The organism is Streptosporangium fragile (assembly GCF_039534445.1).
Taxonomy (GTDB): domain Bacteria; phylum Actinomycetota; class Actinomycetes; order Streptosporangiales; family Streptosporangiaceae; genus Streptosporangium; species Streptosporangium fragile.
The window spans coordinates 1-11,868 of sequence record NZ_BAAAVI010000057.1 but is presented as its reverse complement, the minus strand read 5'-3'; the positions used below and the strand labels follow the sequence as shown (position 1 = coordinate 11,868).

At 67.7% G+C, this 11,868-nt stretch carries 13 protein-coding genes; 6 read left to right on the top strand and 7 right to left on the bottom strand.

What is annotated here, in order from left to right; all coding sequences use genetic code 11:
• Nucleotides 1-6: 6 nt before the first annotated feature.
• On the bottom strand, nucleotides 7-144 hold the full coding sequence (locus ABD841_RS29920; RefSeq protein WP_344978775.1) for a hypothetical protein: 138 nt from the start codon (nucleotides 142-144) through the stop codon (nucleotides 7-9).
• A 606-nt stretch (nucleotides 145-750) separates the two neighbouring features.
• On the opposite strand from ABD841_RS29920, the gene ABD841_RS29915 reads away from it, so the two are divergent.
• Both ABD841_RS29915 and ABD841_RS29910 read left to right on the top strand, forming a co-directional pair.
• Complete coding sequence (locus tag ABD841_RS29915; RefSeq protein WP_344978773.1) at nucleotides 751-2,220, top strand: Ig-like domain-containing protein; 1,470 nt, start codon at nucleotides 751-753, stop codon at nucleotides 2,218-2,220.
• Between the two features lie 939 nt (nucleotides 2,221-3,159).
• The gene (locus tag ABD841_RS29910) at nucleotides 3,160-3,753 is read left to right on the top strand and encodes an RICIN domain-containing protein (RefSeq protein ID WP_344978771.1); all 594 of its coding nucleotides are present in this window, start codon (nucleotides 3,160-3,162) and stop codon (nucleotides 3,751-3,753) included.
• A 40-nt stretch (nucleotides 3,754-3,793) separates the two neighbouring features.
• Here ABD841_RS29910 and ABD841_RS29905 read toward each other — a convergent pair whose 3' ends face one another.
• The 3 genes from ABD841_RS29905 to ABD841_RS29895 all read right to left on the bottom strand — a co-directional run bounded on the left by ABD841_RS29905 (nucleotide 3,794) and on the right by ABD841_RS29895 (nucleotide 6,316).
• Nucleotides 3,794-4,594: a hypothetical protein gene (locus tag ABD841_RS29905; protein WP_344978769.1), complete on the bottom strand. Its 801-nt coding sequence runs from the start codon at nucleotides 4,592-4,594 to the stop codon at nucleotides 3,794-3,796.
• 703 nt (nucleotides 4,595-5,297) lie between these two features.
• Nucleotides 5,298-5,738, bottom strand: coding sequence for a YkvA family protein (locus ABD841_RS29900; RefSeq protein WP_344978767.1), 441 nt, complete (start codon nucleotides 5,736-5,738; stop codon nucleotides 5,298-5,300).
• Nucleotides 5,735-6,316: a Chromate resistance protein ChrB gene (locus tag ABD841_RS29895; RefSeq protein ID WP_344978765.1), complete on the bottom strand. Its 582-nt coding sequence runs from the start codon at nucleotides 6,314-6,316 to the stop codon at nucleotides 5,735-5,737. Before ABD841_RS29895 ends, ABD841_RS29900 begins: the two co-directional genes overlap by 4 nt.
• Before the next feature lie 407 nt (nucleotides 6,317-6,723).
• On the opposite strand from ABD841_RS29895, the gene ABD841_RS29890 reads away from it, so the two are divergent.
• The 3 genes from ABD841_RS29890 to ABD841_RS29880 all read left to right on the top strand — a co-directional run bounded on the left by ABD841_RS29890 (nucleotide 6,724) and on the right by ABD841_RS29880 (nucleotide 8,818).
• Nucleotides 6,724-6,855, top strand: coding sequence for a hypothetical protein (locus tag ABD841_RS29890; RefSeq protein ID WP_344978763.1), 132 nt, complete (start codon nucleotides 6,724-6,726; stop codon nucleotides 6,853-6,855).
• A gap of 749 nt (nucleotides 6,856-7,604) precedes the next feature.
• Nucleotides 7,605-8,231 (top strand): ClpP family protease, encoded by a 627-nt coding sequence (locus ABD841_RS29885; RefSeq protein ID WP_344978761.1) that lies wholly within the window; start codon nucleotides 7,605-7,607, stop codon nucleotides 8,229-8,231.
• Complete coding sequence (locus ABD841_RS29880; RefSeq protein WP_344978759.1) at nucleotides 8,228-8,818, top strand: ClpP family protease; 591 nt, start codon at nucleotides 8,228-8,230, stop codon at nucleotides 8,816-8,818. The genes ABD841_RS29885 and ABD841_RS29880 overlap by 4 nt, the downstream gene beginning before the upstream one ends.
• A 27-nt stretch (nucleotides 8,819-8,845) precedes the next feature.
• Here the strand turns inward: ABD841_RS29880 and ABD841_RS29875 are convergent, their stop codons facing one another.
• A complete protein-coding gene (locus tag ABD841_RS29875) occupies nucleotides 8,846-9,202 on the bottom strand; it encodes a helix-turn-helix domain-containing protein (RefSeq protein ID WP_344978757.1) in 357 nt (118 codons plus the stop codon).
• 385 nt (nucleotides 9,203-9,587) lie between these two features.
• Between ABD841_RS29875 and ABD841_RS29870 the strand changes: the two genes are divergently transcribed.
• Nucleotides 9,588-10,079: a site-specific integrase gene (locus tag ABD841_RS29870; RefSeq protein ID WP_344978756.1), complete on the top strand. Its 492-nt coding sequence runs from the start codon at nucleotides 9,588-9,590 to the stop codon at nucleotides 10,077-10,079.
• On the opposite strand, the gene ABD841_RS29865 is transcribed toward ABD841_RS29870, so the two are convergent.
• Together ABD841_RS29865 and ABD841_RS29860 are read right to left on the bottom strand one after the other, a co-directional pair.
• Nucleotides 10,058-11,308 carry a hypothetical protein gene (locus ABD841_RS29865; RefSeq protein ID WP_344978754.1) on the bottom strand — a complete coding sequence of 417 codons (1,251 nt, stop codon included), beginning with the start codon at nucleotides 11,306-11,308 and terminating at the stop codon, nucleotides 10,058-10,060. The genes ABD841_RS29870 and ABD841_RS29865 overlap by 22 nt on opposite strands.
• Before the next feature lie 311 nt (nucleotides 11,309-11,619).
• Nucleotides 11,620-11,760 (bottom strand): hypothetical protein, encoded by a 141-nt coding sequence (locus ABD841_RS29860; RefSeq protein WP_344978752.1) that lies wholly within the window; start codon nucleotides 11,758-11,760, stop codon nucleotides 11,620-11,622.
• Between the last annotated feature and the right edge of the window lie 108 nt (nucleotides 11,761-11,868).

Genomic DNA, 11,868 nt, shown 5'->3' with positions numbered 1-11,868 from the left:
ACAATTTCACGAATAGGTACGGAAACCCGAGAAGAAGCTGCCCGTGATCGCCGAGGCGTTACAGTTCTTCGGCAGCGCCGCGACGGCCAGGTCGCCCTGTCGGCCGACGAACCACGTCATCCGGTTGCCCGCCGTCACCGTCACGCCATGCGCCTTGCCCTTCCCCCTGGACGGGCGTGCCGGCCACGCCGGCACGCATCATCGGGATCAGCGCCGCGCGGACCTGCGGGTCGACGGGCACGCGACGCGGCCCGTGAAGCGGCAGAGGATTCCCGGCATGAGACAGAACTCGTGTTCACCACCGCGGGTGGTCACCCCGTGGCGCCGTCGAACCGCCGACGCAGCTTCGCGAACGCCTACGACAAGGCGGACGTACGGAAGGTCACGAGAAGTCACGGAAGATCATGAAAGGCCTTCGAACATGTGTCGCCGAACGGCAGAGCAAGAGCCCGCGCGGCCCTGTTGCCGTCTTCGCCGCCGTGGTGCCGAGCCTCGGCACCCACGTTCGGGCTCGCCTATGCCTGCCCCCCTTGACGGGTCACGTCGCCGGCTTACTTCGGTGGCACCGGACCCGGTGACCGGAGGACTGCCTGTCGGCCGAGTGATTTCACCACATGACGGCATGGTCAGGGTGCGACACGAAGACCACACAGTTCAGCACTTAGAGTAATCAGAAAGATACCAAGAGTAGCTTCACTGTGAAGTCGATCTACGAGGACATCCCTCACGACACAGTGGAGTTCAGCGTTGATGTCACAACGACCCAGATCCGCGCTCACCGCGCTGGCCTGCGCCCTGGTGGCGCTACTGGCCGCCTCGGGGACACCGGCGGCGGCCGAGGACGCCCCGCGCGCCGCCGACGGCGCACGGCCGGCCGTCACTCAAGCCCCCCGCACGCCGTGTGTCCGGCCGGGGCAGAGGACCTACCCCGTCGAGTACTACTGGAAGAACCTGCTCGGCATGAGGCTGGGCAACGGGTCGATCACGGTCAACACCTCCCCGTCCCTGTGGGGCGGACAGATCGCACCCGGCAGCACCTTCACCCTCACCCTGACGCACCGCACGGCCCGGTGGCCGCTGCTGGTCAGGACCTACACCACCAGGTGGGACCTGTCGTCCCTGCTGGCCAACGCCGATGTGGTCAGCCAGTCCGGGACCGGCGTCATCAGCGGCAGCACCCTGTCGATCACCTCGCCGGGCACCAAGACCGACCCACCTGCGAAGGTCATCACCTTCCGGGTCAGGTCAGGCACCGTCGGACGCAGCATGACCATCCGGCCGACCGGGATCAGCAGCGTCCTGGCCGCTCCGGGTCAGCTCGGAAACAACACGCCCGCCCCGCCGATCCGGATCGTCAGCGGGCAGTCCATCTCGCCCACCACGGCCGCCGACGACACCGCCACCACCACGCAGGACACAGCCGTCAGCGTGCCCGTCCTGGCCAACGACACCGCGACCGCAGCGACGATCAGCAGCGTCACCCAGCCCGCCCACGGCACCGCGACGATCTCCGGCAACACCGTGATCTACACACCCGCCGCGGGCCTGGCCGGCACCGACACCTTCACCTACACCATCACCACCGCCTGCGGAACCAGCACCGCCACGGTCACGGTCACCGTCACCTGCGCCTATGAACCGGTCAACCTGGTCAACGGCAGCTTCGAGACACCACCCGTGACCACGATCGACTACTCCATCGACGACGCCTCCACCAACCCCGGTGTCGGCTGGCACACCACCGCCACCGACCACAAGCTGGAGTTCTGGCCCGACGGCGCGGGCGGGGTCCCGGCGGCCGACGGCCGGCAGTTCGCCGAACTGAACGCCAACCAGGTCTCCACGCTCTACCAGGACGTGCCCACCGTTCCGGGAACACCGATCACCTGGGCACTGTATCACCGGGGCCGCCTCGGAACCGACGTGATGCGGGTGCTCATCGGCGCCCCGGGCGCGACCGTGGCCCAGATCCCGACCGGGGCCTCCTCCCCGGACATCGCCGACGACAACACCGCCTGGGGCTACTACACCGGGGTGTACATCGTGCCTCCGGGACAGACCACCACGCGATTCGCGTTCGAGTCGGTGTCGGCCGCGGGGGGCATCCCGACATTCGGCAACTTCCTGGACGGGGTGGTCTTCCAGACCCCGCCCTGCCGGCCCATGACCCAGAACGCGGTCAAGGCAGGCGGATCCCAGGCTGCGCGCCGAGCCCGGTGACATTCCGGGATACCCCTGCACCGTCGCCAACACCATGAGCACAGCTACTGTGCTGAGCCTTGAACTCGCATAGAGCTCCCTCATGTCGCGTCCGGGAGCAGAGCTCGCGCCGCTGGAACTGACCGCCGCAGAACGCGCCGAGTCGGAGCGGTGGGTGCGACGGCGCAAGTCCGCGCAGGACATGGCCCTACGGGTACGAATCATCCTGTCCTGCGCGGACCTCGGCGAGGACGGCACCATGCCGAGTGTCAGCCAGGACGGCCGGGACCTGGGCGTCTCTCGCGAGACGGTATCGAAGCGGCGCAAGCGCTTCGTGACGGCTGGCCGCTCCACGGCGCGATCTCCAGCACGGAGAGCAGTTCGGCGAGTGGACGTAACGCTTCCACCGGGATCGCGGCGATCTGCTCTTCGGCGAGGGGATCAAGCGTGGCCCGGTACCCCCTGCGGCTCGACCCCGCGGTCGCCGAGCACCTCACGTCACGACCTCCCCGACGGGGTCGGCCCACCGGCAAAGACCTGCTCGGCCCTGGCGTGCATTCGGCGGCGCCCTTCCGGATCTCTCACCGAGTCGCACGCGGAGATCCACCGGCGGTGGACGAAGGCGTTCGGCGCACCGCGATCCGAACTCACCCGAACCTCGTCGGGCGAAGAGCGGGTGAGGGGCGTTTCGGCTGGTGGAGCCCAGGAGATTCGAACTCCTGACATCCTGCTTGCAAAGACGCATGCTGGTCTTGCTCGGCCTGCGGAGATGAAGTCCGGACGATCATGGTTCCAGACAGTTCAATGCAGGTCAGCGGAGGTACGCGGTCCGCACTGAACGGTGCCGGATCACCCTGGACCGCAACCCGAACTGCAACCGGATGCCCGACGACCGCCACAGCTCCGTCTCCGACTCGGGCACATCGCGGCGCGCGAGGCTGCACACGTACAGTGATTGATTTGCGACTGCGCGTCATGGCATGGTGCTTGAGTCTTGATCAATTCTCCTGGGAGTCAACCATGCTTGCTCGCCGTCTGCTGACCGCCGCCGTCATCTCCGCCGCCATGGGCGCGGTCACCCCCCTGCCCGCGATGGCCTCTGCTCACGACCCCGCCAGCCGTACCGCCCCGGTCGGGCCCCAAATGTGCGTCGACGTCAGCAACAACCGCGGCAACGGCACTCTGATGTACCAGTGGCAGTGCGACAGCAACAACACCAACCAGAAGTTCGTCATCGAGAACGGCCTCATCAAGGTGGAAGACACCACCGGCAGGAGCCAGGTGATGTGTCTGGACTCCTCCAACGGCCGAACCAACGGCACCCGGGTCTACCAGTGGCAGTGCGTGAGTAACGCCAACCAGCTCTGGGTCGTCAAGAGAGGCCTGATCATCCTCAAGTCCACCCTCAACTCAGCCAACCAGCTATGCCTGGACGCCACCAACGGCCGCGGCAACGGCACCCAGGTGTACTTGTGGCAGTGCGACCCCAACAACACCAACCAGCAGTTCCTGATCGAAGATGGCCAGATCGTGATCAAGGACACCTTGGTTTGATCTCTGGTCACCCGGCACCTGCCCGATGTACTGCGGGGCATCAGCGGCAGGCAGGACAGCAACCCGATTGCCCGGTAGGCCGGGGTTGAGAAACGAAGTCCCGGACCGTCGATCGCCCCCAACCTCGTGTGATGGCCGGCCACAGCATGGTGATCGTCGTGCTGTATCTGTGCGGCGGCGCGTCCGTGGTCGGCGGGCGAGGCTTAGTACGGCGGGTGCTGCGTACGGCGGGCGGCCCGCATTCCCACCGCCGTCCGGGACCGGCCCCACGCCGCACGCCCGGACGGCTGGCGGGCGGCCTCAGCAGTTCCATCTGGATTTCGACGTTGATGATCTCGACGAGGCTGTGGCCATTGTCCAGGAACTCGGTGGCGGGAAGCCGGACTTTCAGCCGAACCCGGACCGGTAGCGGGTCATGACCGACCCTGCCGGGCACCCGTTCTGCCTCTGCCCGCGCCGGCGGTAGGAAGCTCGGCAATCTGCGGCGTGCTTGGTCGGCCAGCTCGATCGGCGGCGCGCCCGAACGCGGCGGACTGCCCCGGTTGTTCGAGGTCCCAGGCGATCCAGGAGGCCGGGGCGGCGGCTTCGCCGGCGGTGGCGGCCAGGCGGCGGAACCGGTCCGGGGGCCGCTCTGGAGCAGGGTGCTCAGTTCGTTGATGTGTGTGGTGAGCCCCTGGGAGATGGCGCGGGCGGGGAGCACGTACTCCAGGCGGTGAAAGCCGACGGTGCGGGCTTCGAGGCGTTCGATGGTGTCGTCGTCGAGAGCCTGCGGGCCGGTCAGGGCGCGGGAGAGCCGGTCCCGAGGGTCGGTGATGGTGGCCGCGGCCTGTTGCCGGTCCACCAGGTGCAGCCCGACACCAGCCTGCAGGCTGATCGAAGCCAGGCTGTGAGAGCACGTCGTGCACCTCCCGCGCGATCCGCAGCCGTTCCCGTACGACCCGAGCCTCGGCCTCCTGCTCGGCAAGCCGCCTGCGTGTGTGCGCCCACCGTGCGACGACCACGGCCACGACCGTCCACACCCCTGCCACCGCCGGCATCCTGCCCGGATGCCGCCCCTCCGGCGGCCCCGTGGCGACCGCAATCGCCCCACCACCGGCCGCGGCGAGTGGAACCCACACCCTTGCCCTGCTGACCTCCGAGACAAGGACGCCCAGACCAGCGAATGCGCCCAGGTACACCGGCCACCCGGCGAACCGCATCCCGAGAAAGGCCGCCGCTGCACCCACCGCGAGCGAGAACGACAGCAACGGGGCCACCCGCCGCGCGGCAAGGGCGGACCCCGACAGCACCAGCAGCGCCGCCCCGAGGGCTGTCATCGGCCGGGCCTCGGGCTGGACAACGCGAGCCTCGGCCGAGACCGCGACCGTGAACGCGGACAGCATCACCACCGCGGCCACGTCCAACCCGGGCAGGACACGCATGAGCAGCAGAACAGATCCTCCGCTCCGCCGGCCCGCCCCTTCGCCGACGCTTGGGACGGCATGATCATCAGGCTTGATCGCGCAGAGCCCTCTCCTACACCGCCACCGCCCGCTTCCACGTCATCATTCCGCTTCCTGAGGGCCGGCGGACGGTCTGTCCAGCCCGGTAACCCGGACCAGAACGGCGAAGCCGTCGTCGGTGCCAGGCCAGTGCCTGCGCACCGCCTGCAGCCCGGCGCGGCGTACGACCGAGCGCAGCACGGCGGTGACGACAATGGCGTCGTCGGCGTAGCCGAGGACGGGGATGAAGTCCGGCACCAGATCGATCGGGAAGGCCAGGTAGGCCAGCAGCAGCACCAGCCGTACCCGCACTCCGCGCGGCAGGTCAGGGTCGGCGGCCAGGCGGCGCACCAGGCGCAGCACGTCCGGCAGCAGCCGCAACGCCTCACGCAGCACGTCGCCCCTGGGCCGGATGATCGCCAGGGTCGTGACCAGCAAGAGCCAGGTGACCGACAGCGCGGCGATGATCCCGATGAGCAGATCCAATCCCCATGACCCGGTCATGCCCGCTCGCTTCGGTCGATGTACGGCGCCGTGTGGCCGGTTTCGGCCGCCAGCGCCGCCTGCTCGAAGGCCGCCAGGTCGGCGGCCGCCTCCTCGATCGCGGCCCGCGCCCGGGCCCCGGCCGGGGCGGTGAAGTAGTCGCGTGCGGCGATCTTGGCCATCCAGGAGCGGAAGCGTTCCAGATCCGCCTCGGACTCCTCGACTTCGGCGTAGGTGGCGCGGCCGCGGGCGCGTTCACGCGCCAGTTCCTCCCGGAAGGCGGGCAGGCGCTCCAGCACCTCGGCGTACTCGGCGTCCCGGGCAGCGTTGAACTCCGCGATCACCTGCTGCTCCTCAGCCTGGTCGGTGAGCTGGGCGTGCAGCACCCGGCTGGTGCCGCCCTGATGGCGCACCCGATCGGCCAGCCGGCGCACCTCGCGCACCACCTCCGGCCGGGTAGGCAGCAGGCAGACCGACTGCTGCAGATAAAGGGCGCCCAGCGACCGCAGTTTCCGCCAGACCTGCACGCGCAGCGTCCCCGCCGCGCCCGCGGTGGTCACGCTGATCAGCAACCAGTCGCCGCCTGTATCGATTGTCACGCTGCAAAGTTACGGGTGTAACAATGGGAGTGTCCAGTCGTTACGAGAAGGATGTGATCGCACGGTCGCTCGCGGTGAGGCGGGGTGACCGTGCCGCAGCTACCGGCGCCCGGCCGCGGCCCCCGCCGGCGCATCGGCAGTGAGGTTTGGGCCTGGACGCCATCCGGGGTGGCCTTGGTGGTGCTGATGCTCACCACCGCCGATGTCGTGCGGTACGAGGGAGCACACCTCGGTGACCGGGCGGTGTTCCAGGAAGGGCTGCCGCCTCGCTCGGGGCTCCGGCACACCATCTGGCGGGTGCTGGTGATGGGCGGGCAGTATTGGCTGGTCGGGTCGGCCGCCGCGCTGGCCGCGCTGTGGGCCGCCTGGCGCCCGCGTAGCCTGGCGCTGCCGGCAGGCGCGGCCTTGTGGCCGGTGGGAACGGAAACGAGATCGTCCGGCACAGTCAGATCTCGGTCACGATGCACATCTACCGCGAGATCTCGTCGGAGGAGACGCGCAAGGCGCTCAAGAAGCCCGGTGATCGGCTGGATGCGTAGCCGTTGCCGTACTTCCGCGCTGTACGGCTCTCAAGGGGCCTCTGGAACGGCCGAAGCCCGGACTGGGGAACCATCCCTGGCCTGGGCTTTTCGTTGGTGGAGCCCAGGAGATTCGAACTCCTGACGTCCTGCCCGCAAATCGGTCTGATCTTGGGCCATACGGGGCCTGAACTGGGCTGCGGTCTCCCCGCGAGTGACCGTGACTGACCGCCGTTGACCCCCTTAATGGCCCGCTGATGACCCGACGATCAGCCCCGTGACCTGGTCCTCCCCGCGCGGCGCACACCCTGCCCGCGTGATCATCCCGTCTGCCGTCGACCCGCCCAAAGACGTCTACGCCTACGCGATCCGCTCAGCGGAGACCGCCGCCGGTGTCTTCGCCAAAGCCCTCGAACAAGAGATGGTTCGGGTTCTTACAAAGGCCCCTGATCCTGCCCCGCGCAGGCTCGGGGACTTTACGGCGAGGTGTGCACATACGAACTGGCCACTCGATATCGCCTCGTCTCCAGAGCTTCCTTCACGAAAACGCACGCCGGTACGAACCTACGCCTGCCGACTGGATCGAACGGGCTGCGCGCCGTTGATCATGACGGGATCGAGACCGAGGCTCCCACCCGCGCGCCCACCCCCTCGATTCCCGACCGTAATGCTACGAACCGGGCCGGAAACCGAGTTCCATCTGCTCAGAGCAGATCTGCCCCAAGCAGATCGTGTCGATGCCGGCCCGGATCGCCCCACATGATGGACGCATGAGCGGAGAATCGAATCTTCCACTGTTCGACGCGCGGGTAAGGCGCGAGCTCTACGACCAGCGTGTTCTCGTTCTCGACGGCCCTCTCGATGATGACAACGGGACACTGCTGGCCACGCAACTGATAGCACTCGCCACGCAGGACGCGTCGGCGGATATCGCATTGTGGATTCACTCGCCGGGCGGGTCGGTTCCCTCGATGCTTGCGATCCGCGACATCATTCGACTCATTCCCTGTGACGTATCGACCCTCGTGCTGGGCATTGCTTACAGCGCCGGGCAGTTCTTGCTGTCATCGGGGGCCCGAGGGAAGCGCCGCGCCCTGCCCCACGCACGTGTCCTGATGCACCAGGGCTCGGCGGGAATCGGCGGCACCGCAGTCGACATCGAACTGCAGGCCGGCGACCTTCGGCATACTCGCGACACGGTGCTCGGTCTTATCGCCGAGGACACGGGGCAGCCCGTCGAGCGTATATTCGAGGATTCCCTGCACGATCGTTGGTACACAGCGCAAGAGGCACTGGACTACGGCTTCATAGATGCGATCGTGCAAAATTTCGAAGAAATCGCGCCGCGCAGTCGCCCACGGCTCGGATTCGGCGTCACCGAAGGAGTCGGCCAGTGACCACATATACGATTCCGAACGTCATCACTCAGAATTCTCGTGGCGAGCGGATCATGGATGTCTACTCGCACCTGCTCACCGAGCGAATCATCTATCTGGGCACCGCAATCGACGCGGGCGTCGCGAACGCGCTCATCGCGCAGCTGATTTTTCTGGAGTCGGACAACCCCGATGCCGAAATACAGTTCTATATCAACTGCGAAGGCGGGGATCCGAGCGCGATGCTCGCGATATATGACACCATGCGCCATATCCGCCCGCGGGTTTCGACAACCTGCGTCGGACAGGCCGTCGCGGTGGGTGCCGTCCTTCTCGCCGCGGGTGCCGAAGGAAAACGTGCCGCTCTCCCGCACGCACGAGTGATCCTGCACCAACCGGCTGCTCAGGGGCGCGGCACGATCCCCGATCTCATCTTGCAGGCCGACGAGGTCGTCCGTGTCCGAGCAGACATCGAGCGCATACTGTCACGGCACACCGGCCAGACGATCGAGACCCTACGCGCCGACACCGATCACGATCGCGTGTTCACCGCGACCGCGGCCTTGGAGTACGGACTCCTCGATCAGATCATCGAGGAGCGTTCATAGACCAGTGGATAGTCCCGGCAAGCCACGCTACGCGGCCAGAGCGTACGCCACCGAGCAGGTAGCACCTCTCGACGTGCTGCTCCGACCAGACCGCAAGTTCTCGGCGACGGCAAGGGTCAGATCGACCAGGGTCACATCCAGCGCGCCGGCGACCGCAGCGATCATTTCGCTCGACGGCTCTTTGACGCCTCGTTCCATCTCGGAGAGATACTGCGGCGAGACTCCGGCGCGACGTGCCGTCTCGCTCAACTTCTCGCCCCGCTCGTGACGAAGGCCTCTGAGACACTCACCGAGCGCGTGCCGCCACAGCGGCTCGCGAGCCGGAGACGGCTTGGAGTTGGTCCGATCGATCGCTGGACGTAGCGGCGGGACAGAAGAGGCCATGCCTCACCTTAGGTAGATGGCACGTTCGAGTTCGGCCGGATCCGCGCAGAGCGGAATCGTCCCCGTCTTCTCCGCTCCGTCTGAGAGCGAATCACGCGCTCACCGAGTGGTCACCGTAGCGGAGATCATTCGGTGATGCCGGTGACCAGCCCCATGAGCAGGGTGCCGCAGACGACGCTCAGCAGTGTGAGGCGGGTGGTGTGGGCCTCGGGCAGGATCTCCGAGGTGGCCAGGATGTCGAGCCAGCCCTTCCACGTGTGTCGATCATCCTGGCCTCAAGCCCCTGGTCATCGTCGACCCCTGAGCTGTGGAGTTTCTGCCGCCCGATCCACTCTGCCGGACTTCGATATCCGTCCTGGAGTCCGCCCGGCTCCGTGAAGACCCGATGTACCCGGCCTACGTCCTGGTCCTGGTACTCGGCCTGCGCCTGGGCGAGGCCCTGAGACTGCGGTGGGAGGACGTCGACCTCGGCAACGCCGAGACGACCATCGGCCGGCAGCTTCAGCGCGTCGCCGGAAAGCCGCTGCACCGGCAGACCAAGACCGATGCCTCGGACGCCACGTTGCCGTTCCCGGAGATCGTGACGGCGGCGCTCCGTGCCCGTCGACGGGCACGCGCTGAAGCCCGCGAGGCCGCGGGGGAGTCATGGCAGGAGACCGGGCTCGTCTTCACCACCGCGAGCGGGTGTCCCGGGTCGATGGTGGGCGGGATGATCAGCTTCCGCCCCGGCCACCTACGGCTCTGCTCTCAGCGCAGCGATCATCCCGGAGCCGGAGTGCCCCCGCCGGAGGCCTCTTGTCACCCATCAGTCGCCGACCCGGCCGCGCGCCCTCGCCGCGCGACGAGGCCCGGCCCTCACCTCTCCCGGCTCCTGTAGGTGGCCCGCAGGTCGATCAGCTTCTCCCTGGCCACCTCGTCCAAGGCCCGGCGCTGATCCGGGTCCTCCTCCCAGGTGGCCTCCGCACACAAAACCCTGGCCGCCTCGTGCGGCTCGGCGTCGCGCACCACGTACCAGACGGTGTCGCCACAGCCGCGCCTGTCGTGATCGCGGTGCAGGACCGTTACGATGCCGGAGACGAGGATCTGCCTGGTCCACGGGTTCCTGGCCAGAACCTGCCGGTCCACTGTCAGCCCGTCGTCCATGAGCTCGCCGCCGAGCATGTCGTCCTCCCACCGCCACACGCGGCGGCTGACACCCGGTGGTACATACAGGGCGCCACGGCCTTCGACGGGCACAGAGAACGTCCGGGTGCCGCCGCGGCACAACTCCTTGGCGATGCGCTCGCCGTCGGCGTACTCGCGCAGCCGATCCTCGCCCAGGTCTTGCCCGGACAACGAGCCCCGCCGCGCCTGCTCGGCGTAGTAGCGGTCGATCAGCGGATCCTTGAACCGCCCCGCACGCGCCCGCGGCGGGGTGCAGGAGGCCGGGGTGAGGTCCACGCCGTCCTCGATGTCGACCCCGGCCGCGCGCAGCAACTCGTGAACGGTGACGCCCCTGCCCTCGGCCTTGCGGCGCAACCTACGCAGCCAGCCGTCGAAGGTGTCCAGGTCCGGGTCCGGGCGCAGCGACGCCCAGTCCGCCACCGCCGAGACCGGCACCGGCACCTCCCGCCGCGCCGGCGGTTGCACGAGTTGCTCGGGCTCGAGGTCGATCGAGTAGTACAGAACCCCGCGCGCGATATAGGAGAACGGCGCCGCGTGCGTGATCGGGTCGAAGACATCCCGGATCGGCCAGAACCTCAGCAGCCATGCCTCCTCGCACTCACCCGTGGCATGCCCGTCGCCCGGCTCGGGCTCACGCAGATACATGTCCACGCCGTACTCGAAACGCGGCGGCCCGATCAAGAAGTCATGCCCCCTGCCGTCCATCATCGAGACGATCGCGACCACGCCGCTCTCCGCGACGAACGTCGTCGAACTGACCGGCGTCCACGAGGCATCCGCGGGTCCAGGCTCGGCGTCCCAGGACTCCAGCCGCACGGCCGCGACGAAGTGGTAGATCTCGTCGGTGGGGGAACTCCACGCCGGCAGGTCGGTGCCGTCCAGCCCGAACGTGTTGTACTCGACGTAGACCTCGTCGTCGAGCCTCCGCAGCAACTGTGCCATGTCAACGCCTTCGCCTTGCTGGTGATCATCCCGGTTTGGCGGAGTATGGCCCACCACACTGACAATCCGAGCCGCACCGCACACACCTTGATCGTGAACGCTTCAGGCCGCGGAAAATGAATCGCCCGATACGAGGAAGCCTCGGGACGGCCCTCGCCGGCTCCGACGCATCCCATTCCCGCTTCGACCCTGACCTCTGCGAACGACCCAGCATGGCCGAGCTTCTTCAACCAGCTCAAGCAGTCCCCAGGCTGGCCACTCGCTACAACAAGACCGCGCCCACTGCGCTGTCACTCCTGCTCTGGCGGTAATCATTCGGCGCAGACACGGCGCATGGCTTGCTCCAGGCGGCTGAACGCTTGCCGGTCCCATTGGAGATCGCATCGGAGCTGGACGAGGAACGATCCGTCTTCGGCGTCGAACTCCCGTCGGAGTAATTCGAGGTCGTCCATGGCGCACAGGATGGCACGGCTCGCGCTGGTACGGCGGCGGCGGGCCGGCGGTCGGCGCGTTCGTCGGGTACGGCGGTCGCGTGGTACGGCTACGGCCCGGGCCGCACC